A 21225-nucleotide genomic window follows, 5' to 3' on the forward strand; every position below is an offset into this window, starting at 1 on the left:
ACGGTGTCTTGCACAAGTTTATTGTTTTTTCCTAGATGGGAATTGGAAGTTGTGGAATTCATGATCTGATTGAAGTAACATAAAAAGATAGAATTTTCAAATGATGATACACGGAAGGGACAGATGAAATTGGCTGGGTTATCCCGGGAAGTTAAAGAAAACTTAAATAAAGGATCATGGATTCGCAAGCTGTTTGATGAAGGTGCAAGGCTGAAGAAAGAGTTCGGGGAGGAACAGGTATTTGATTTTTCACTCGGCAACCCGATTGTTGAACCTCCTGAAGCTTTTAAGAGAGCGTTAATAGCGGAAGCTGAAAAAGGCAGCCACGGATACATACAAAACCAAGGTCTTCCGGCAGCGAGAGAAAAAGTCGCGCAATTTCTGGGGTCACGTTTTGAAGCTGATTTCCTAGCGGAGCGCATCGTCATGACGGTGGGCGCGGGCGGCGCTTTGAATGTTGCGTTAAAAAGCATCATAAACCCTGGGGAAGAAGTCATTATTCTCGCACCTTATTTTGCCGAATATAAGTTGTATATTGAGAACTATGGGGGCAAGGCCGTCAGCTGCCCGTTGACAGACCGGTTCGAGATCGACATTGAAGCGGTAAGGCAATCGATCACCCCGCAGACAAAAGGGCTGATTCTCAATACACCGCATAACCCGACAGGCACTGTTCTCAGCCAGAAAAATATAGACGATTTAGGTGCTTTATTAAAAGAAATAGAAGAAAAAAACGGCCAGACGATTTATGTGCTGTTTGATGAACCGTATAGTCAATTAATCTATGATGAAGAGCTGGCAAATCCGTTTCAATCGTATCATCGTGTGATTTTGGCCAGCTCATTCAGTAAGGATCTCGGCATAGCCGGGGAGCGGCTCGGGTATATCGGATTAGACAGCCGAATGCCGAATGCGGACCTTTTGATCAACGCTTTTGTGTATTGTAATCGAACGCTTGGATTTGTGAATGCCCCTGTTATGATGCAGCGGACTGTGGCACGAATGGATGATTTAAGAGTAGACGCAAGCGCGTATAAGGAGCGCCGGGATTTAATGGTAGATATTTTAAAAGAAGCCGGTTTTGAATTTGAAATGCCAAAGGGAGGCTTCTTTGTTTTTCCGAAATCGCCGATTGAAGATGAAGTCGCATTTTGTGTGCATGCCGCCCAAAAATACAAATTATTAATTGTGCCGAGCAGCGGTTTTGGAATGAGCGGGCATTTCCGTTTATCCTTCAGTGTGCCGATCGAGCAGATTAAAAACTCACGGGATATTTTCATTTCTTTATATAAAGATTTTGCTTAAGAAGGCAAAGAAAGAGAAAACAGTTTTCCATGCTGTTTTCTTTTTTATATTCACGAAATCCTTACTTCTCCAATCCAGGCAGTCAGCAGAATTGACAAGCAGCGCGTGCAATTAAGGCTTTCTCTATAATAAAAGTCTAAAAATTAAAAAAACATTTTTGGAATGAGTTGTGTTACAATAAAATATACAATTTATAATCAAACTTTGACTTTTGGAGGTGGTATGATGGGGCCCTCTGCTTAGGCAACAATACACCGCGTACCTCAATGTTAAGGAAAAATGATTATATCAGGAGGTGACTCCTTATCCTTTAATAAGAGGGATAAGGTTAAATGGACGATATTGACAGTCTGATTTTAATTGGCGTGCTCATTGCTTTAACCGCGTTTTTCGTTGCAAGCGAGTTTGCGATTGTTAGAGTAAGGAGATCCAGAATAGATCAGCTTATCACAGAAGGAAACAAACGGGCGATACTCGCAAAGCGTGTCATTACAGATTTGGATGAATATTTATCCGCATCCCAGCTGGGCATTACATTGACATCAATTGGACTTGGCGTACTGGGTGAACCGGCCTTTGAACGGCTTCTGCATCCATTATTTGAACCGCTCGGCTTGCCGGACTCGGTTTCTCATGCAGTCTCTTTTGCAGTCGCGTATGGCTTGATCACATTCCTGCACGTCGTTGTAGGTGAACTGGCCCCGAAAACGGTCGCGATTCAAAAGGCAGAGCAGCTGACCTTGCTGATAGCGGGTCCTTTGCGTTTATTCTATTTGCTCCTGTTTCCGTTTATTTGGATCCTCAATGGATCGGCGCGGCTTTTATGCGGAATGTTCGGTTTAAAGCCTGCGTCAGAACATGACGGTTCCCATTCTGAGGAAGAACTCAGGATGCTATTGTCTGAGAGTTTAAAAAACGGAGAGATTAATCCGTCTGAATATAAATATGTGAATAAGATTTTTGAATTTGATAATCGGATCGCGAAAGAAATTATGATACCGCGGAAGGAAATGGCCGCGGTCTCCACAGAGATGACGATGGCTGAAATGCTTGAAGTCATGCTGAAGGAAAAATACACGCGCTGGCCAGTCACAGCTGGGGACAAAGACAGTGTGATCGGTTTGGTCAATACGAAGCATTTGTTTTCTGATTTGCTGTTTATGACAGAAGAAGAACGAATGAAGATGACGATCCATCCGTATGTGCGGCCGGTCATCGAAGTGATTGAAACGATCCCGGTTCATGATTTGCTGATTAAGATGCAGCGCGAGCGCATTCATATGGCTATATTGTCTGATGAATACGGAGGAACCTCGGGACTTGTGACGACAGAGGATATTCTTGAGGAAATTGTCGGCGAGATCAGAGATGAATTTGATGAAGATGAACAGCCGCTGATCCAAAAGCTTGGCGACGGCCATTATGTGATGGATGGAAAGGTTCGGATCGATCAGGTGAATAGCCTTCTTGGCGCGTCGATTCAAGAAGACGTCGATACGATCGGCGGATTGATATTAAAAGAAAACATCGATATTGAGGCTGGTGAATCCATTCGCATCGGTTCATATACGATAAAGGTGCTGAAGATGGACGGCCGATTAATCAAGCAAATCGATATAAAAGGAGAAGCCGGCAGCACAACAGGGATTATGGCGCACCGCAAGCTGCCGCTGCCCGAGCCTGTGATGCTGAACAGTGCAACCTTGAGCGAGAAATAAGCTCAAGGTTTTTTTACATTGCGATTGTCCAGCCGCACCAAAACGCCAAAAGCGACCCGCAAAGTGTCAGGGCGATGTACAGGAGGCTTTCCATTACACGTTTGGCCATTAGGAGTTGAACACTTTCAACGCTGAAAGTGGAAAAGGTCGTAAAGGCGCCAAAAAAACCCGTTCCGATGATAAGCGAAACCGAAGCATTTGTAACGTGAAGCCCTGTAAATATTCCGAGCCCGAGAGCTCCGAGAATATTGACTGTCAGTATGCCAATGGGCAGGCTGAGACCTTTGGCTCTGGCGGTTATCACATTGCCAAGCCAGAAGCGAAGCATGGCGCCAAGTCCGCCCCCTATGAAAATACCCGCTAGTGTCATCTTTCCTGCAGCCCCTTTCTTTGCTGAATGTCTGCTATGCGCCGTCCTGCAAAAACACCAATCAGTGCAAATATGATCCCTGATATCAATGAGATTGCCAGATACAAAACAGCCAGTGAGGGTTGTCCTTGCAAAAGCATCACTGTTTCCTTAGAAAACGTGGACATTGTTGTGAAGCCTCCGCAAAAGCCGGTGCCTAACAAAGCTGACAGCAGAGGGCGTTTTGCCCCAATCATAAAAAATCCGGTTAGAATGCCTAATAGAAGGCTGCCTGCCGCATTTTCCAGCCAGGTTGCCGCAGGGAACTGACCGGTGTGTATCCATAAGTTTAATCCGTATCGGAGGCAGGCGCCAAGCGCGCCTCCGATAAAAACCGCGCTATATCTTTTCATGTTTGCCATCCTTTATGATCAAATCCGGGTAATCTGTAACGATGCCGTCCACGCCCATGGCTCGTAATTTTGCCGCTGTCTTTTCATTGTTGACAGTCCATGCAAATATGTTTAAGCCGCTTTTATGGACGGAACCAATCATCATACGGTTGAGCCGTGTGTATTTTATATTGACATAGTTTGCAAAAGAGCGGAAGGCCCTCAGCTGATTTCTGGACAGCATGCCAAAATTGGGTCTTGTAATGACCGCTGTCGGAATCGATGGATAAAGCTCGCGGAACCTCTGAACGGAACGTAACTGAAAGGATTGGACAATATTGTTGATAGAAAAAGAAAATTGCCCTAACAGCTGTCCCACCTCTTCTTCAATTCCAACTTGAGACGGATGGCCTTTTAGCTCAATTAAAAGGCCGATTTTTTTGTGGTAGCGCTTGAGCACCGCTTCCAGGGTCGGAATACGCTCACCTTGAAAAGCGGGGCCGTACCAGCTTCCTGCATCGAGTTTCTGCAATTCCTCCAAGGTAAAATCCTTAACAAAGCCCGACCCGTTTGTCGTTCGGTCAACTCTGTCATCGTGTATCACAACAATCTGCCTGTCTTTTGTAAGCTGGACATCCAGTTCAATCATATCTGCATTCATTTTCACCGCAAGGTCAAATGCGGCAATCGTATTTTCCGGAGCGTAACCTGATGCTCCGCGATGGGCAATGGTGTACAAGCTAAGTCAGCTCCTCGTATGGGCATTTCTGTTATTGTATCAAATCCATATATGCACAGCGATACAAAGTGGTGAATTTTTTCTGCCATATCGGAATGGTCCGGGCTGAGGAATGCGTATAACTACTAAAAAAAGACATTCAGCGTATCAGAACACATTTCGTCAGAAAATTAGGTCTTTCGACATGTTCACAACAAAATATGATCCTTTATAATAGCAAAAAAGGAGGCGAGATCATGGGAAAAGGGAGAATCAGAGTGGAGGAAAGAATTAAAGCCGAAACGGATGCTGAAATGCAAAAAGCAACTCTCCTTGATCAGACACAAACGAAAAAAGGTAAGTGACTGTCCCTATTGAATCTGGCTGATAGATGAATTGAGAAATGACCCCGGCGTTTCGCCGGGGTTTTGTGCTTGAAAAAAGACATTTAAATAAGCATCATTACGAATATTTTAGTATAATAAACAATCGATTGGGATAGAGGGGAGACAGTCATGCCAGATTATTTGCAGCAGTATTTTACGCTTGATAACATCATACAAATCGGCATCAGCTTGGCGATTTTGCTGGTGTTTCTTATACTCAGAAAATTGTTCACGAGATATTTCTTTAACCTGCTTTTTAATTTGACAAACCGGCCGAAAACAGAAATTTTTAAACAGGTGGTACTGGCGTTTGATAAGCCGGCCAGATGGTTTTTTGTTGCCCTTGGGCTGTTTTTAGCGATCCGGTATTCACCGTTTTTTGACGAGCAAATGCCTGTCATCAGCAAAATATACCGTTCGCTGATTGTGGCGCTCTTGTCCTGGGGGCTTTGTAATTTGACCGCAACGTCGTCGTTTATCTTCCATAAGGTGAATCAGCGCTTCGATTTGGACATGGATGACATTTTGGCGCCGTTTTTATCCAAGCTGCTCCGTTTTGTGATCATAGCGCTCAGTGTCAGTGTGATCGCTCAGGAATTCAATTATGATGTCAACGGATTTGTAGCGGGCCTTGGTCTTGGCGGACTGGCTTTTGCGCTTGCTGCAAAGGATACCATCAGCAACTTCTTTGGCGGTATTATTATTATTACTGAAAAGCCGTTTACGATTGGTGACTGGGTGGAGACGTCGACGGTAACAGGGTCAGTCGAGGATATTACCTTTAGGAGCACGAGATTCAGAACAGCACAGGGGGCGCTTGTAACAGTGCCGAACTCTACGCTGTCGATGGAAGCGATCACGAACTGGACAAGAATGACCAAACGTCAGATTACGTTTTCCATCCATGTGTCCTACGCTACGCCGATTGAGAATCTTGAACGTTCCATTCGTTCTCTCAGAACAATGCTGCTGGAGCATGAAGGCGTTGATAATGAAACAATCATGGTCAACTTTGATACGTTTGCCGACAGCTACTATAATTTATTTTTTAATTTCTATACAAAAACGACGGTTTGGGCTGAAAACCTTGATATTCGAGAGGACATCAACTATAAAATTATTGATATTTTAGGTGCGGAAGGCGTCCAGTTTGCATATCCCGGCCAAATGGTTGTTGTAAAGCAAAAGCACGAAAGCGACCCATTCCAAGTGAATCTAAATAAAGAGGAAAAGGAACGGGCTTAAAAGAGAGACTTCGTCTGACAGAGGCGGAGTCTTTTTCATGGTAAAATAAGAGAAAAAGGCGGTGTTGAGTTGGAAGCATTCAAAAAAATTCTAAATGAAGCACAGAGAATTGTCGTGCTGACTGGAGCGGGGATGAGCACAGAATCAGGAATTCCAGACTTTCGTTCAGCAGGGGGCATTTGGACGGAGGATGCCTCAAGAATGGAAGCGATGAGCCTTGATTATTTTTTAAGCCATCCGCGTCTGTTTTGGCCCAAATTCAAAGAATTGTTCCAGATGAAAATGAGCGGCAGCTTCGAACCGAATGAAGGGCATTTGCTTCTAGCTGAGCTCGAGAAACAAGGGAAGCAGGTCGATATTTTCACGCAAAACATTGACGGTCTTCATAAAAAAGCCGGGAGCAGGCATGTATACGAGCTGCATGGTTCTATCCAGACAGCAGCTTGTCCGGCATGCGGCGCCCGATATGACCTTCCTCATTTACTGGAGCGGGAGGTGCCGGAGTGCACGGCCGCCGGAAGTAATGGTGACATTTGCGGAAGGGTATTAAAAACCGATGTTGTTCTCTTTGGCGATGCCGTCTTGCACTTTGACACCCTTTATGAAAAGCTGGATCAAGCAGATCTTTTATTGGTTATCGGCACGTCTCTCGAAGTAGCTCCGGCGAGATTTGTGCCTGAGGATGCAAGCCTGATTCCCGGCATGAAGAAAGTCATCATAAACCTTGAACCAACGTATTGTGACAGCCTGTTTGACATGGTCATCCATCAAAAAATCGGCGAGTTTGCCCGAAGTTTGGGCATAAAAAAGTGAGCCGCCTTATGCGCCTCACTTTTTTATTCATGAACAGGAACCATTGTGTCCTCTAACACTCCGAAGGAATAGCCCTTTTCTTTTAATTTATTGATTAGCACCGGCAGCGCGTTTACGGTAGCGGGAAGGTCATGCATGAGAATTACGTTTGGGCGGCTTGAAGAGCTGTGTTCCATATTCTCAAGCTGCTGTAATACAGCGGTCACATACTGTGAATTCCGGTATTTCCAGTCCATGCTGTCGATCGTCCAATCCCAGTACACAAACCCCTCTTTCTCCAGGTTGCGGATTTGTGGGGCGGTTAGTGACGGCTTGCTTCCGTATGGCGTTCTGACAAGATCGGTTTTATATCCTGTAATGTCTTGCAGCGTGTCACGCGCCTCCTGCATTTCTTTTAACGGAGATGTCTCTGTTTGATAGAACAATCTGTTATTATGAGTCACGCCATGTAAACCGAGTGCGTGGCCTTCCTTTTCTGCTCTTTTCACCGCCTGCTTGAATTCATTCATCCGCGGTGAAAGCATGAAAAATGTCGCTTTTACATCAGCGCTTTTCAGTACATCGAGCAAGCGGGTTGTAACGGCTGACGGGCCGTCATCGAAGGTTAAGTAAACTGTTTTATCTCCCATGTTCTGCTTTGTCTGCAGATGTTTTATCAGCAGGTCAGGGGAGTCGTTTTTCAGCTTAAGGCTTTCCTTCTCATCTCGAAGCTGGCCGTTTGTTGTGACAGTGACTTCCTTTGCTTTCGTTGAACTGTTGGAATAACCCAAAATCACCATAAGCAAAAGCAGCACACATAAAACTGCTAAACTTGCAAATTTAAAAGCAAGCGAAACTGCAGAAGGAGAAGCTTCTCCTCTCGTTTGTCGCATAACAATCTCTCCATTGGCATAAAATCTCTACATAATGCTGTACAGCAGGCAGCTTATGAAGATGCCATATGATTACAACCTATGTATTACCAATTAAGTATACAGGAATAAAACTGGAAAGAACATAGAAAATTTGTCGAAATATCAGATTTTAAGGAAAAAATAAACTCCTTTCCGCTATAGATCTCTTGATCTTTCTGTTTTTCAGCATGTCCAATATGATAGAATTAGTGACAATGACAGCTTGAAATACATCAGGGAAATCTCGAAAAGGGAGGGCTTTTATGAAGGTTTTAGTCAATGGCCGGCTGATTGGGCGCAGTGAAGCATCGATCGATTTGGAAGATCGCGGTTACCAGTTTGGTGACGGCATCTATGAAGTGATCAGGGTGTACAAAGGAGTATTGTTTGGATTACGTGAGCATGCAGAGCGTTTTTTCAGAAGTGCGGCTGAAATCGGAATTTCACTGCCGTTCAGCATTGAAGATCTCGAGTGGGACCTGCAAAAGCTTGTACAGGAAAATGCGGTCAGTGAGGGAGCGGTATACATCCAGACAACTAGAGGCGTGGCCCCGCGAAAACATCAATATGAAGCAGGCCTTGAGCCGCAAACCACTGCTTACACGTTTGCTGTGAAAAAACCGGAGCAAGAGCAGGCATACGGAGTGGCGGCCATTACAGATGAGGATCTTCGCTGGCTAAGATGCGATATCAAAAGTCTGAATTTACTGTATAATGTGATGGCGAAGCAAAAGGCCTATGAAGCGGGAGCCTTTGAAGCCATTTTACTGAGGGACGGCGTTGTTACGGAGGGCACATCCTCTAACGTTTATGCCGTTATCAACGGGACGGTGCGAACACATCCGGCTAACCGACTCATTCTCAATGGAATTACCCGGATGAATATTTTAGGACTGATTGAAAAGAATGGGATCAAACTGGATGAAAATCCTGTCAGTGAAGAAGAGTTGAAACAGGCGGAAGAGATCTTTATTTCGTCAACGACGGCAGAAATTATTCCGGTCGTGACGCTAGATGGACAATCGGTCGGAAGCGGGAAACCCGGACCAGTGACAAAACAGCTTCAGGCTGCTTTTCAAGAAAGCATTCAGCAGGCTGCAAGCATTTCATAAAACAACGAAAAAAAGAGCCCGCTATTGCAGCGGAGCTCTTTTTATTTTTTCACAAATCCAATCAAAATGGAGATCATTGGCGATATATAGAGGAAGAACGCAAAAGGGAAGTAGTCTATGACGGGAACACCAAGCGCGCTCGCCATAAAAGCGCCGCTGACGCCCCAAGGGATTAACGGGTTAATTAATGTTCCGCCGTCCTCTAATGATCTTGTCAAAAGTTTTCTCTGGATGTTTTGTTTGTCATATAAGGATTTAAATGATTGTCCCGGTATTAATATCGATAAATACTGTTCGCCGGTTGCCAAATTGACGCCGATGCTTGAGCAGACAGTTGCCGCAACAAGACGGCCTTTTGAACGGATGCCTTTCATGACGCCTTCCAATAGTGCTGAAATCAATCCGATTTTCTCCATCAATCCGCCTAGTGCAAAAGCAATCATAATAAGAGAGACTGAGCCCATCATGGATTGCAGTCCGCCTCTGTTGATAATTTTAGCGGCTGCCTCATTGTCAGTGTCAAAACTCGTGCCATTTTGCAGAGCTGTCATAAACGCCTGCAGGCTGCTGTCGGGTACAAATATAGCAGTCAAAATTCCCGAGGAAATAATTCCGGCAGCCAGAACGGGAATGACTGATACCCGTTTAATTGCCAGCAAAACGACTAAGAGCGGGGAAAGAAGGGCCCACGGTGTCACGTTTGCGGCATCTTTGATTGCGGTTATGACTTGTTGAATATCATCGGTTGAAGCAGCGTCCACTGACACTGATGAACCGAGAAAATAAAACAGAACGACAGTGATGAGCAAAGCTGGAATGGTTGTGCCTGTCATATGGCGAATGTGTTCGAAGATCGGTATTTCGCCTATTCCGGCGGCAAAGTTGGTTGTGTCCGACAGCGGCGACATTTTATCACCAAAACAAGCGCCGCATATGACTGCGCCTGCCGTCCATTCAAGCGGGACGCCTGCCGCGCTCGCCACGCCAATCAGTGCTACTCCGATTGTGCTTACAGTTGTCAGGCTTGAGCCAACAAGTGTGCTGATGATCATGCATGAAAATAAAGCGGTCAGCAGAAGGTGGCTTGGTTCAATAAAGGATAGGGCATACACCGTCACAGACGGTATTGCGCCGCTGTACATCCATGCGCCGATTAAGATGCCGATCAGCGCCAGAACGATAATCGGCTGTACGCCGTTTTTGATCCCGTCTACAATCCCTTTTTCAATACTCTTCCAGGAAAATCCGAACCATAATCCGGCTGCTGAAAGCGTGACAACACATAAAAACAGCGGGATATGCGGTTCCACGTGAAGAAAAAATAAGCAAGAAATAATAATGCATAACATAAATATAAATAAACCGACGGCTAACGGAAACGTCAGCTTTTTTTGAGAATCCAAAATAACACCCCATAATTATCTTTAATGCTTTTGTGCTTTTGGGCACGAAAGCATTATAACAGAAAAAAACGAAAATCTATGTTTTTTCACAATTATGAATATAAAAGAAGTGAGCACAGGGCGTGCTCACTTTACAATCAGGACGGGTATATCCGATTTCGCTGAAAGCTTTTCACTTACACTTCCGAATATTAATTTTTTCAGCCTGTTTTGGTCTCTGCTTCCGGTTACGATCATATCGGCAGAAATGCGGTTCGCATGCTCGATAATTGATTCAGCCGGATCGCCTTCTAATATATCGATATCTCCATCTGCCTGCTGTTCATTCAGCATCATTCTGGCTTCGGCGACGACTTCTTCCGTACGGTCTTCATAGATGATTGGTTCAGGTGAAGCAACATCTGATATCAGCGGATCGGGAACACCTGTCATGCCTCCGCTGATATAGCTTGCCTCAGCTGCGGGTCTGGGCGGGTCGATGACGGTCTGATTGTCTTTCATATCATGTGAATGGGCGACGGTAATAGCGGCATTTACGGTTTTAGCAAGATCAATAGCTGTCTGAAGCGCTTTCTTACTATTTTCACTTCCGTCAAACGCAACGATGATACGGTCAGCATGGAACATCCTTCTCACCCTTTCAAAGCGTCTTACAACACTACTACCCGAAATTGAACCCCATTAACCCTTTCCTATTCAAGTAATGATTGACAAAAAAAGGTTTTGTTTATATGATGATAAAAAGATGAAATCAGAATGGAAGGAGGGTTTGCTATGCCAAGGAATTTGCGTGTTTATCAAACAGTTTCATATTGGCGCGGCAAACCCTATGTTCTGTTTTCGTGAACGGTTTTTTAGGCTTGGCCGCGCGCTGAAAAGCGCTGTGCATAACATATCGGTTAAAAAAGGCATGGAGCTGACGCTTCATGCCTTTTTTATATACAAAATCTAAGGAAAGACAGGTGTATGGGATGTGAAGACAAATACAGAGGCGAGGGCTGTTCATGCCAAATTGGATGAAAAAAGCTGCAAGGAAAAAATAGAAGGCGGCTGATGAGGAGATGGGGATAGATGTTTTCAGTATTAAAAAAGCTTGGCTGGTTTTTTAAGGCGTACTGGCTGCGCTATACGATTGCGATTGTCCTTTTATTAGCAGTCAATGTCATTGAAATGTTTCCGCCTAAGCTCTTGGGGAACGCCATAGATGATATGAAATCGGGGGCGTTTACTCCGGAAGGGCTGCTGTTTTATATCGGTATCTTCTTTGTACTGACAGCAGTCGTGTATATGATGTCTTATTTTTGGATGCACCAGCTGTTTGGCGGTGCAAATCTGATGGAGAAAATTCTTCGTACGAAGCTGATGGGGCATCTGCTGACTATGTCGCCGCCGTTTTATGAAAAAAACCGGACAGGCGATTTAATGGCACGGGGGACGAATGATCTTCAGGCCGTCAGTTTAACGACAGGGTTTGGCATCTTGACGTTAGTCGATTCTACGATGTTTATGATGACGATCTTTTTGACGATGGGGTTTTTGATCAGCTGGAAGCTGACCTTTGCCGCCATTATCCCGCTTCCAGTCATGGCGATTGCAATCAGCCTATATGGAAGTAAAATTCATGAGCGGTTTACGGAGGCCCAAAATGCGTTCGGGGCGCTGAATGACAGGGTGCTGGAATCTGTTTCCGGCGTGCGGGTGATTCGTGCGTATGTACAGGAAACAAACGATGTTCGCCGGTTTAATGAAATGACCGCTGATGTTTATCAGAAAAATATGAAAGTGGCTTTTATTGATTCACTGTTCGAGCCGACCGTGAAGCTGCTTGTCGGCGCAAGCTATCTGATTGGGCTCGGCTACGGAGCGTTTCTTGTGTTCCGGAACGAACTGACGCTTGGAGAGCTTGTGTCCTTTAATGTTTATCTCGGTATGATGATTTGGCCGATGTTTGCAATTGGTGAACTCATTAACGTGATGCAGCGCGGCAATGCGTCATTAGACCGGGTAAATGAAACCCTTTCTTCTCAACCGGACGTGACAGATCCAAAACGGCCCGTTGATCTTAAAGAGCCTGGAGATATCGTTTTCAGCAATGTCAGCTTTACATATCCAAGCTCAACAAGCTGCAATATTCAGGATGTTTCATTTGCGGTGCGAAAAGGGCAGACGGTCGGAATTGCCGGTAAAACCGGGAGCGGAAAAACGACAATTATTAAGCAGCTTTTGCGCCAGTACCCTCTAGGTGAAGGGAGCATTACATTTTCAGGCGTGCCGATTCAGCAGATCCCTCTTGACCGGGTCCGCGGGTGGATCGGGTATGTGCCACAGGATCATTTGCTGTTTTCGCGGACTGTAAAAGAAAATATTTTATACGGAAAACAGGATGCGAGTGATGAAGAGGTTCAGCAAGCCATTGCGGAAGCATACTTTGAAAAAGATTTACACATGCTTCCAGCAGGTCTAGAGACAATGGTCGGCGAAAAAGGCGTGGCACTGTCAGGCGGACAGAAACAAAGAATTTCGATTGCGAGAGCACTTATGGCGAATCCAGAGATCTTGATTCTGGATGATTCGCTTTCCGCTGTAGATGCCAAAACAGAGGCTGCGATTATCAGGAACATCAGAGAAAACCGCAAAGGAAAAACGACATTTATTTTGACGCACCGATTATCCGCTGTAGAGCACGCTGACCTGATCCTTGTGATGGACGGCGGCGTCATTGCAGAGAGAGGCACGCATCAAGAATTGCTGGCCAATAATGGGTGGTACCGGGAACAATATGAAAGGCAGCAGCTGTTCACTGCGGAAGAAGGGGGAGCAGGGGCATGAAAATAGGAAAAACGTTATGGAGATACGCACTCCTTTATCGAAAATTGCTAATCACGGCCGTCCTATTGCTAGCTGTCGCCGTCGGTGCAGAACTGACCGGGCCGTTTATCGGCAAGAAAATGATAGACGACCATATCCTCGGCATTGAGAAAACATGGTATGAAGCTGCGGAAAAAGATAAAAATGCCGTTCAGTTTCACGGCGTCTCATATGTCAGAGAGGACCGAATGCAGGAACCTGTTTCAAAAGCAAAAGAAGCGCATATTTATCAAGTGGGAATGGCGTTCTATTTTGTTGATCAGGCTGTCAGCTTCGACGGGAATAGAACGGTTTCTGACGGGAAGCTGACGATTTCAAACGGAGACGAGAGCCGAACATATCCTGCCGAAAAGCTGACTAAGCAGGAACTTTTCGGGTTCTATCAGCCGGAAATAAAGGGAATGGTGTTTCTGATCTGCCTGTATGGAGGCTTGCTGGTGTTTTCGGTGTTTTTTCAATACGGACAGAATTATCTGCTGCAGATGAGCGCCAATCGTATTATTCAAAAGATGAGGCAGGACGTGTTTTCGCACATACAGAAAATGCCGATTCGATATTTTGACAACCTTCCGGCCGGAAAAGTCGTTGCGCGGATTACCAATGATACGGAGGCTATCAGGGATTTATATGTCACCGTGCTTTCTACATTTGTGACAAGCGGAATCTATATGGTCGGGATATTCACGGCTTTGTTTCTGCTTGATGTGAAGCTTGCGTTTGTATGTCTGGCAATTGTGCCGATGATCTGGCTGTGGTCGGTCATTTACCGAAGATACGCCTCATATTACAATCAAAAAATCCGCTCGATCAACAGTGACATTAACGCAAAAATGAATGAATCCATCCAAGGCATGACCATTATTCAGGCTTTCCGCCATCAAAAGGAAACGATGAGAGAATTTGAGGAATTAAATGAATCACATTTTTATTTCCAAAACAGAATGCTGAATTTAAACTCCTTAATGTCCCATAATCTGGTCAATGTCATCCGCAATCTTGCGTTCGTCTGTCTAATCTGGCATTTTGGCGGTGCGAGCCTGAATGCGGCTGGGATTGTTTCTATCGGAGTGCTGTACGCGTTTGTCGATTATTTGAACCGGCTGTTTCAGCCGATCACTGGCATCGTCAATCAGTTTTCAAAGCTGGAGCTTGCTAGGGTCTCCGCCGGGCGTGTTTTTGAACTGCTTGAAGAAAAGAATACGGAAGAAGCAGGTCAACCGGCGAAGGAGCGTGCGCTGGGACGGGTTGAGTTTCGTGATGTGTCATTTGCCTATCAAGATGGTGAGGAGGTATTAAAACATATTTCCTTTACCGCGCAAAAAGGCGAAACCGTAGCGCTCGTCGGTCATACCGGATCAGGAAAAAGCTCGATTTTAAATCTTCTGTTTCGTTTTTATGATGCGCAAAAAGGTGATGTTCTGATTGATGGGAAAAGCATTTACAACATGTCAAGACAGGAACTCAGATCTCATATGGGCATTGTGCTTCAGGACCCGTACTTATTTTCGGGCACAATCGGATCTAACGTAAGTCTGGATGACGAAAGAATGACTGAAGAAGAAATGAAAAAAGCACTGCGGCAAGTCGGTGCCGAGCCGCTTCTAAAAAAGCTTCCGAAGGGCATGAATGAACCCGTGATTGAGAAAGGCAGCACGCTATCCTCTGGCGAGCGGCAGTTAATTTCTTTCGCTAGAGCTTTGGCGTTTGATCCCGCAATTTTGATTTTAGATGAAGCAACGGCGCACATTGATACAGAGACAGAGGCCGTAATCCAGAAGGCGCTTGATGTCGTCAAACAAGGACGCACTACCTTCGTCATCGCTCACCGGCTTTCAACAATCAGAAATGCAGATCAGATTTTGGTTCTTGATAAAGGAGAAATCGTTGAGAGAGGGAACCACGAGGAATTGATGGCATTAGAAGGCCAATATTATCAAATGTATAAACTGCAAAAAGGCCAGAAACATTCCATTGCATAACGCTAAAAAACCCAAAACAATCGTGTTTTGGGTTTTTGATTATGTAGTTAATAAGCCAGCCCGACTCGGAATCCGACATACTTTCCTGTGACGAGCTCACGATATAGAAAGTCAGCAGTATCACCGACCGAAATGCTTGTGCCGCCCTCAGGCAAAACGTTACGCTCCGTACGATAAATGCCGGTTGCTGTTCCGTCCGGGAGGTAAGTGGGGCAGATGATTGTCCAGTCTAATGATGATTCTTTAAGCATTTCGTATACTTTTGCATGCTCCTTGGCTGCGCGGGTCTGCTTTCGTTTCGATTCATTTGTTTCAAACCGGAATTTTCCCGGCTCATATCGGGAATCAAGAATACCTGCGGTGCCGATCGAAATAAGCCGTTTGATATGTTGTTTCTGCATCGTGGAGAGAATGTGTGACATAGCAGTTGACAAGGTATCATCACCATCTGTGCCTAGACAGCTGATCACAATTTCGGCATTCTCCAATATTTTTTTCACATCTTCTAAGCGGCGGGCGTTCCCCATGACGATTCGATCTTTTGGAAGGGGAAGATCAGCATGTTGAGATCTGATCAGAGCGTGAATGGCAAACCGTTCATCTGCTGCAGCTTGAGTTAAAAAGGCTTGTCCGACGCGGCCGCTGGCTCCTAATAAAGCGATTTTCATCAAAAAACCTCCTCGCCTTTCATTATAAAAGGATGTTCTCAGTTTGAACAGCGCGGGAAAGAATACCTGTACCAATAGACAGAACGATGGGAAACATATTCATGAATCATGGATACACTTAAGAACTGAACCAGCTCCCAATCTACAATGGTGATAAATGACACCCCGATTCCCTCCCTCCCTTTCTTTCTAGGATATGTGGAGTGGGAAAAAAGGGTGACAAAATAAAGAGAGCGCGGAAACCGCGCCCTCTATAGCCATATATTGAGTTGTTATTGAATTCTGCCGCCCATTTGCTGCTGAGCGAAAGATACTAAACGTTTTGTGATTTCTCCTCCGACAGAACCGTTAGCGCGGGAAGTTGTGTCCGCTCCAAGGTTAACGCCGAATTCAGAAGCGATTTCAAGTTTCATTTGGTCGATAGCCTGAGCTGCGCCAGGAACTAGTAAATCATTTGAAGAGTTTTGGTTAGCCATGTGTAAAATCTCCTTTTTATTTAGTATGGTTGGGTTAACTGGAGTTGCACCAGTCTGTGGACCCTTCTTGGGTGTCACTGCCCCTCGGCGTAACCCAATGCTTGCCGGCTTGTTACTAGTATTATGTTAAAATGGCCGGAAACTCATGCGGAGAATTGTATGGTAAATGTTGAGAAAGTACAAAAAAAGCCTAGCCATTTGGCTAAGCTAGTCATAAATATGAAAAAGCATCAGTTCATGTATCTCGTTTGTAAGAGCAGGCTCGTCAGCGCGGGCGGGAAACAAATCTCCCCATTCAATCTCACCGCTCTTATGATAGATGCCTTCATAATGAGTACCTTTAAAATAAAATGAAATTTTCCATCCGGGCAGCTTTTCTTTTGGGAATAAAGGTTTCCAGCTGAAATGAGAAATCATAACGGCCACGCTCCTTACATTTAGTATCAATTGACCTGAATCTAAAACGGCTTATGTTCATTGTATCACTGTTTCATAACATCACTGAAGGGTCTTACTGATGCAGTTTGTCCCAGCTTTGGATAAAGATAAGCCCGCTTTATTAAAAAAGCGGACAGGTTACGAAGGCCACAGTGCTTCAGGGGATGTGATTGCCTTCTCAGATAAATAAGACGCGTATTCAAAGCTTCTTCGTTTTGTCAGAGAATCAACATGATGCAAGTTTGGATGAGAAAAAATGCTCCGGCCCGGGCGCGAATTTGCTTCAAACATCCATACTTTACCGTTCTGATCAATGCCAAAATCGAAACCGATCTCGCCGATAAACCCCTCGATATGATCATGAAGCACATGGCTTGCAGTCAGCGCCGCTGCAGAAAGCTTTTTAATGACCTCAACTCTTTCAGCGGGATCATCGTATACTTCCGCAAGTGTCTTTACAGTGCCGCCGTTAGAAAGATGTGTTGTTATGCTGTTTTCTCCGGAAATTTTTACGGCTATTGCTGTTACTGTCCATTTCCCTTTTCTGTTTTTATTGGTATGGACACGGAAATCCGCTGGTTTGCCTTGAAATTCGATGAGATCAACACCTTGCTGAATGAGAAAGTCAGATGGGCTGTGCTGTTTTTGAAATTCTGCAAGAAAAGCGGCGGCATCAGGATAATCAATGGAAGTAAATGTTTTGGCGTCATTCGTGTGCTTCACCGTCAGACTCTCATCTGTCCTTGTCAGCTGATAAATGCCGGTGCCGAGTGCTCCGTTTGCCGGTTTGATATAGACTTTTTTGTATGCATTACAGAGCTCATCGATCAGCTCTTCAGACGGTGTCAGCTCGGATCGAGGCAAAAAAGGAGCTGTTCTCGGGTCTTTTTCGAGCAATTGATGCACGCTCCATTTATTGAAAAACGTTTTATTAAACCATGGGATTTGATATTCATCGATCAGTCTCTTTTTTGTATGTTGCAAGAGAAGTGAATCTTCAATTTTTCGGTTAGGCAAACGGTCATAAACGACGTTCGGCAATGGAACGATTTTTTTCACCCAGCCGTTTTCCCTGTAAAGGAGGCCTTCAATCGTGCCTTCCTCCCAATTGATTTGATGCGCGCCAAAAACGAAACAGTAGCCTCCGGCTTGCTCGTGTAATGTGACAAGCTTAGAAAAAAAGAGGGAACGATCCTTAAAAGGACGCTCAAGAGATACCGTAAACCCTGCCGTAAAGATGCCGACTAACGGCCCGATATGCACTGTATGATCATGAATCAGTATATCAGCCCGGCTGCGGTGGGGGAGCAAAAGCTCATGAAACAGATTTTCAGAGAGAAGCACGGTTTGTTCCAGATGCCGTCTGTAAGCAACGTGGCATCTGACAACCTTCGTTCCGAACGCGGCATGCAAAAGTCCGTCTTCCTTCAGCGAAGAGGGTAGAAACAGGGTGTTTTCACTGGTTTTGTCTATGCCGATCAAAAACCGTTTACGATTCACGCGGAAGAACTCCTTTCTGGCTTTGCTCAGAAAACAGGTACTGGCAGCGTTTTAGAGGACAAGTGTACAGCTGTTCTTTTTGCTCGGGAGAGACACGCAGGATTGACTTCCTGCCCGGTTTGGAATTGATATCTAAAATCCAAATTCTCCCGTCCTTCGCAAGACATATATCAAGCCCGAGTTCAAACAGCGGCCCGTAGCGCTCATCAAGATAATACGGAACCGATTGGGTAATCGAAAACACATCATCCAGTAAGACCACTTGCTGTTTTTTCGGTATATCCTCAAACCATGAGTCAAATGTCAGCGCATCAGATCCGCCTGACAAATTGGCCAGCAGCCCGTGTTTATAGCCGCGTCTCACTGCCTTTCCGACTGTATTCCATTCACCTGCTTCGTTTTTTTCCATAAACAGGCGAATATCACAAGGGTATTGTTCCTTATCTTGAATGTTTAAGTAAGGCTGAAGCAAATATTGATGCTGAAGCACTTTTTTGCACCACGTTTTAAAAGAAGTCTGGTTGGAAAACGTTTTTGTCTGCTTATCCTTTCCGATGTGATAAGTAGCGGTGATGTTTTTCTTGCCCAGCTTCAAAAGAATCACGCCTCTGCCTCCTGCGCCGAATGCCGGTTTAAGGACACAGGCTTTTTCTTTGGATAAAAAGGAATGAATTTGTTCATAGCGGCTCACCTTCATTGTTTCCGGAATATAGGGGTTGATTACAGAATTCTGCTGCAAATCGTGAAGGACGGTCCACTTATCGGGAAGACCCCGCCCGATAAATTCCGTTTTCGGATATTTTTTAAGCCACTCAACGATCGGTTTTGCTTTTTGGGAATGTGAATCCTTGCCGTAAAAACAGCGATCATAAATATAATCTGGAATCGCCATTTCAGTTTCGTTCCATGTGCTGCTGGCGGAATGATAGACCGATGCTTTGACACGCAAGGTGTCAGGTAAAATATCAAATGGTGTAAACCGAACGAAACGTATGCCAAATTCGGGTGCTCTTTTGGCCAGTTCTGCGGAATAATCCGCTTCATGCTGGCGGGATAAGGACATAAAACCGAGTGTTATCATGATGAGACTCCCCCTTTTATTCAAAAGCTGCCGGCGGGTGTCAGCAGCTTTACGGTAAAAACATTCAGGACGTACGCAGCTGACAGTATTCTACTTTACAGATTACGATTCTTTACCTTGCCCTATTCCAAAAGAACAAGCTGATTTTCTGAGAACAGGAATTTGTCTCCTTGTTTGCTAAGTGATTGCATGAGCCTCTATAATACGTATAGGTACATGATCTATATGAAAAAAGCTGAAGCACAGATGGAGGAAGATGAATAGGAATGGGTATTGCAGGAACCTTTATTTTTATGATCGTGATCGGCGCTGTCATTGGAGCGGTGACCAATCATTTAGCAATTCAAATGCTATTTAGGCCGTATAAAGCGTACTATTTGTTTGGGAAACGAGTTCCTTTTACGCCTGGGCTGATCCCGAGACGGCGGGATGAACTTGCAAAACAAATGGGACTGGTGGTGGTCAATCATCTCTTAACCCCTGAGGGCATTAAAAAGCGGCTCGTCTCTGATGCCGCTAAAACGAAGGCTCTTCAAGTGGGGGAACAGCTGATTCAAAAGCTGTCACTTTCTGAGGTGACAGTCAAAGAGGCGCTTGAAAAAGCCGGGGTGAAGCGTCCTGATGAAGCGGCAGATGCATGGATTAGCAGTTGGACGGATGATAAGCTGCACGAGCTTTTCCGCCGATACGGGAATCAATCGTTAAAAGAGCTGGTGCCTTTAGAGGCGCAGGAAAAGCTTGAAGAAAAGATTCCGATGATTTCAGAATATATATTGTCACGGAGTGTCCGTTATTTTGAAAGTGATGAAGGGAAAATGCGTCTCGGCAATATGATTGATGACTTTTTAAAAGAGCGCGGCATGCTTGGAAGCATGGTGCAAATGTTTCTCGGCAATTCAAGCTTGGCGGATCGCGTGCTGCCGGAACTGCTAAAATTTTTGCGGAATGAGGAAACAAATAAATTGCTTTCTGATCTCTTAAAAAACGAATGGGGCAAGCTGAGGGAGTATACGTTTAATGAAGCAGACGAAAAATGGAATGCAAGGGCGCTTATTTTCAGTTTGAAACGAAGCGTGCTGCAAGCATTTTCGACTGCTCCTTTCTTCGACAATACGATTGGGACGCTTACCGTTCGTTATGAATCTGAGCTGACCCAGCACATGCTGCCGGCACTGTTAGACAAATTGCTTGAAGGGGTTTCGGCCAACCTTGAAAGTGTCTTTAAACGGTTGCGTCTTGAGGAAATCGTCAAGGAGCAGGTGGATCAGTTCCCGGTGGAGCGTCTTGAAGAAATGGTGCTGTCCATTTCAAAAAAAGAATTTAAAATGATTACCTATTTGGGAGGCCTTCTTGGCGGAATGATAGGCGCGGTTCAAGCACTGTTTGTCATCCTTTTTTAAGAAGAAATGGTCTTTGATTAATGAAAGGAGTTCCATAGTCTGTTATAGTGGAGTGGTATGTCAAACGGCAATGATGAAAGGAGCTATTTACAATGGCTGTTAATTTTTATGATGTAGCGTATGATCTGGAAAATGCATTACGCGGGAGCGAAGAGTTTACCCGTTTAAAAAACCTTTACGACGAAGTGAACGCAGATGAATCAGCGAAGCGCATGTTTGAAAACTTCCGTGATGTGCAGCTTAGACTCCAGCAAAAACAAATGGCAGGGGAAGAAATTACACAAGAAGAAGTGACACAGGCTCAAAAAACAGTTGCGCTTGTACAGCAGCACGAAAAAATTTCTCAGCTGATGGAAGCGGAGCAGCGCATGAGCATGCTGATCGGTGAATTGAACAAAATCATTATGAAGCCTTTAGAAGAGCTTTACGGCAGTGTTGAAGGCTAATCAGTAAATCCCTTCTTGGAAAAGAAGGGATTTTT

General features: G+C 44.9%; 23 protein-coding genes. 11 read left to right on the forward strand and 12 right to left on the reverse strand.

Annotated elements, in window-relative coordinates:
* The first annotated feature begins 123 nt into the window (after positions 1 to 123).
* Positions 124 to 1305, forward strand: coding sequence for a pyridoxal phosphate-dependent aminotransferase (locus tag C1T29_RS06000; RefSeq protein ID WP_095432726.1), 1182 nt, complete (start codon positions 124 to 126; stop codon positions 1303 to 1305).
* Between the two features lie 332 nt (positions 1306 to 1637).
* A complete protein-coding gene (locus C1T29_RS06005; RefSeq protein ID WP_095432725.1) occupies positions 1638 to 3023 on the forward strand; it encodes a hemolysin family protein in 1386 nt (461 codons plus the stop codon).
* A 13-nt stretch (positions 3024 to 3036) separates the two neighbouring features.
* Here the strand turns inward: C1T29_RS06005 and crcB are convergent, their stop codons facing one another.
* From crcB to C1T29_RS06020, 3 genes are read right to left on the reverse strand one after another with little or no spacing between them, the layout of a single operon-like run.
* Positions 3037 to 3393 carry a fluoride efflux transporter CrcB gene (crcB, locus tag C1T29_RS06010; RefSeq protein WP_014663362.1) on the reverse strand — a complete coding sequence of 119 codons (357 nt, stop codon included), beginning with the start codon at positions 3391 to 3393 and terminating at the stop codon, positions 3037 to 3039.
* Complete coding sequence (locus C1T29_RS06015) at positions 3390 to 3785, reverse strand: fluoride efflux transporter FluC (protein ID WP_014663363.1); 396 nt, start codon at positions 3783 to 3785, stop codon at positions 3390 to 3392. The genes crcB and C1T29_RS06015 overlap by 4 nt, the downstream gene beginning before the upstream one ends.
* Positions 3772 to 4503: a glycerophosphodiester phosphodiesterase gene (locus C1T29_RS06020; protein WP_095432724.1), complete on the reverse strand. Its 732-nt coding sequence runs from the start codon at positions 4501 to 4503 to the stop codon at positions 3772 to 3774. The genes C1T29_RS06015 and C1T29_RS06020 overlap by 14 nt, the downstream gene beginning before the upstream one ends.
* A 236-nt stretch (positions 4504 to 4739) precedes the next feature.
* Here C1T29_RS06020 and C1T29_RS06025 point away from each other — a divergent pair, with 236 nt between their 5' ends.
* The 3 genes from C1T29_RS06025 (at position 4740) to srtN (ending at position 6926) form a co-directional block, all read left to right on the forward strand.
* Complete coding sequence (locus tag C1T29_RS06025; protein ID WP_009966908.1) at positions 4740 to 4847, forward strand: YhdX family protein; 108 nt, start codon at positions 4740 to 4742, stop codon at positions 4845 to 4847.
* 150 nt (positions 4848 to 4997) lie between these two features.
* Positions 4998 to 6113, forward strand: a complete 1116-nt coding sequence (gene mscY / locus C1T29_RS06030) for a small-conductance mechanosensitive channel protein MscY (protein WP_040083594.1) — start codon at positions 4998 to 5000, stop codon at positions 6111 to 6113.
* A 69-nt stretch (positions 6114 to 6182) separates the two neighbouring features.
* Positions 6183 to 6926, forward strand: a complete 744-nt coding sequence (srtN, locus tag C1T29_RS06035; RefSeq protein ID WP_095432722.1) for a sirtuin NAD-dependent deacetylase — start codon at positions 6183 to 6185, stop codon at positions 6924 to 6926.
* A 23-nt stretch (positions 6927 to 6949) separates the two neighbouring features.
* Here srtN and C1T29_RS06040 read toward each other — a convergent pair whose 3' ends face one another.
* Positions 6950 to 7798 (reverse strand): polysaccharide deacetylase family protein, encoded by an 849-nt coding sequence (locus C1T29_RS06040; RefSeq protein ID WP_014663367.1) that lies wholly within the window; start codon positions 7796 to 7798, stop codon positions 6950 to 6952.
* Positions 7799 to 8082: 284 nt separating this feature from the next.
* On the opposite strand from C1T29_RS06040, the gene dat reads away from it, so the two are divergent.
* Positions 8083 to 8931, forward strand: a complete 849-nt coding sequence (gene dat / locus C1T29_RS06045) for a D-amino-acid transaminase (protein ID WP_095432721.1) — start codon at positions 8083 to 8085, stop codon at positions 8929 to 8931.
* A 41-nt stretch (positions 8932 to 8972) separates the two neighbouring features.
* On the opposite strand, the gene nhaC is transcribed toward dat, so the two are convergent.
* Both nhaC and C1T29_RS06055 read right to left on the reverse strand, forming a co-directional pair.
* Positions 8973 to 10334 carry a Na+/H+ antiporter NhaC gene (nhaC, locus tag C1T29_RS06050; RefSeq protein ID WP_095432720.1) on the reverse strand — a complete coding sequence of 454 codons (1362 nt, stop codon included), beginning with the start codon at positions 10332 to 10334 and terminating at the stop codon, positions 8973 to 8975.
* A gap of 126 nt (positions 10335 to 10460) precedes the next feature.
* Positions 10461 to 10961: a universal stress protein gene (locus C1T29_RS06055; protein WP_014663370.1), complete on the reverse strand. Its 501-nt coding sequence runs from the start codon at positions 10959 to 10961 to the stop codon at positions 10461 to 10463.
* Between the two features lie 163 nt (positions 10962 to 11124).
* On the opposite strand from C1T29_RS06055, the gene C1T29_RS06060 reads away from it, so the two are divergent.
* The 3 genes from C1T29_RS06060 (at position 11125) to bmrD (ending at position 15181) form a co-directional block, all read left to right on the forward strand.
* Entirely contained in the window at positions 11125 to 11286 is a 162-nt protein-coding gene (locus C1T29_RS06060) for a hypothetical protein (RefSeq protein ID WP_095432719.1), read from the forward strand.
* Between the two features lie 119 nt (positions 11287 to 11405).
* A complete protein-coding gene (bmrC, locus tag C1T29_RS06065; protein ID WP_095432718.1) occupies positions 11406 to 13163 on the forward strand; it encodes a multidrug ABC transporter ATP-binding protein BmrC in 1758 nt (585 codons plus the stop codon).
* Complete coding sequence (gene bmrD, locus C1T29_RS06070) at positions 13160 to 15181, forward strand: multidrug resistance ABC transporter ATP-binding protein/permease BmrD (RefSeq protein ID WP_103748956.1); 2022 nt, start codon at positions 13160 to 13162, stop codon at positions 15179 to 15181. Before bmrC ends, bmrD begins: the two co-directional genes overlap by 4 nt.
* A gap of 47 nt (positions 15182 to 15228) precedes the next feature.
* Here bmrD and C1T29_RS06075 read toward each other — a convergent pair whose 3' ends face one another.
* The 6 genes from C1T29_RS06075 to spaC all read right to left on the reverse strand — a co-directional run bounded on the left by C1T29_RS06075 (position 15229) and on the right by spaC (position 19344).
* Positions 15229 to 15849: an SDR family oxidoreductase gene (locus tag C1T29_RS06075; RefSeq protein WP_103748955.1), complete on the reverse strand. Its 621-nt coding sequence runs from the start codon at positions 15847 to 15849 to the stop codon at positions 15229 to 15231.
* A gap of 38 nt (positions 15850 to 15887) precedes the next feature.
* The gene (locus C1T29_RS06080; RefSeq protein ID WP_103748954.1) at positions 15888 to 16013 is read right to left on the reverse strand and encodes a hypothetical protein; all 126 of its coding nucleotides are present in this window, start codon (positions 16011 to 16013) and stop codon (positions 15888 to 15890) included.
* A 108-nt stretch (positions 16014 to 16121) separates the two neighbouring features.
* Complete coding sequence (sspB, locus tag C1T29_RS06085) at positions 16122 to 16325, reverse strand: beta type acid-soluble spore protein SspB (protein ID WP_071580754.1); 204 nt, start codon at positions 16323 to 16325, stop codon at positions 16122 to 16124.
* Positions 16326 to 16532: 207 nt separating this feature from the next.
* Positions 16533 to 16751: a YheE family protein gene (locus C1T29_RS06090; RefSeq protein WP_080487948.1), complete on the reverse strand. Its 219-nt coding sequence runs from the start codon at positions 16749 to 16751 to the stop codon at positions 16533 to 16535.
* Between the two features lie 150 nt (positions 16752 to 16901).
* Positions 16902 to 18263, reverse strand: coding sequence for a spore coat associated protein YheD (gene yheD, locus C1T29_RS06095; protein ID WP_095432714.1), 1362 nt, complete (start codon positions 18261 to 18263; stop codon positions 16902 to 16904).
* Positions 18253 to 19344: a spore coat associated protein SpaC gene (spaC, locus tag C1T29_RS06100; protein ID WP_103748953.1), complete on the reverse strand. Its 1092-nt coding sequence runs from the start codon at positions 19342 to 19344 to the stop codon at positions 18253 to 18255. Before spaC ends, yheD begins: the two co-directional genes overlap by 11 nt.
* Positions 19345 to 19610: 266 nt before the next feature.
* Here spaC and C1T29_RS06105 point away from each other — a divergent pair, with 266 nt between their 5' ends.
* The gene (locus C1T29_RS06105) at positions 19611 to 20744 is read left to right on the forward strand and encodes a DUF445 domain-containing protein (protein WP_095432713.1); all 1134 of its coding nucleotides are present in this window, start codon (positions 19611 to 19613) and stop codon (positions 20742 to 20744) included.
* Between the two features lie 92 nt (positions 20745 to 20836).
* Positions 20837 to 21190 carry a YlbF/YmcA family competence regulator gene (locus tag C1T29_RS06110; RefSeq protein ID WP_003224239.1) on the forward strand — a complete coding sequence of 118 codons (354 nt, stop codon included), beginning with the start codon at positions 20837 to 20839 and terminating at the stop codon, positions 21188 to 21190.
* Positions 21191 to 21225 lie beyond the last annotated feature (35 nt).

Source organism: Bacillus sp. MBGLi79 (genome assembly GCF_002953915.1).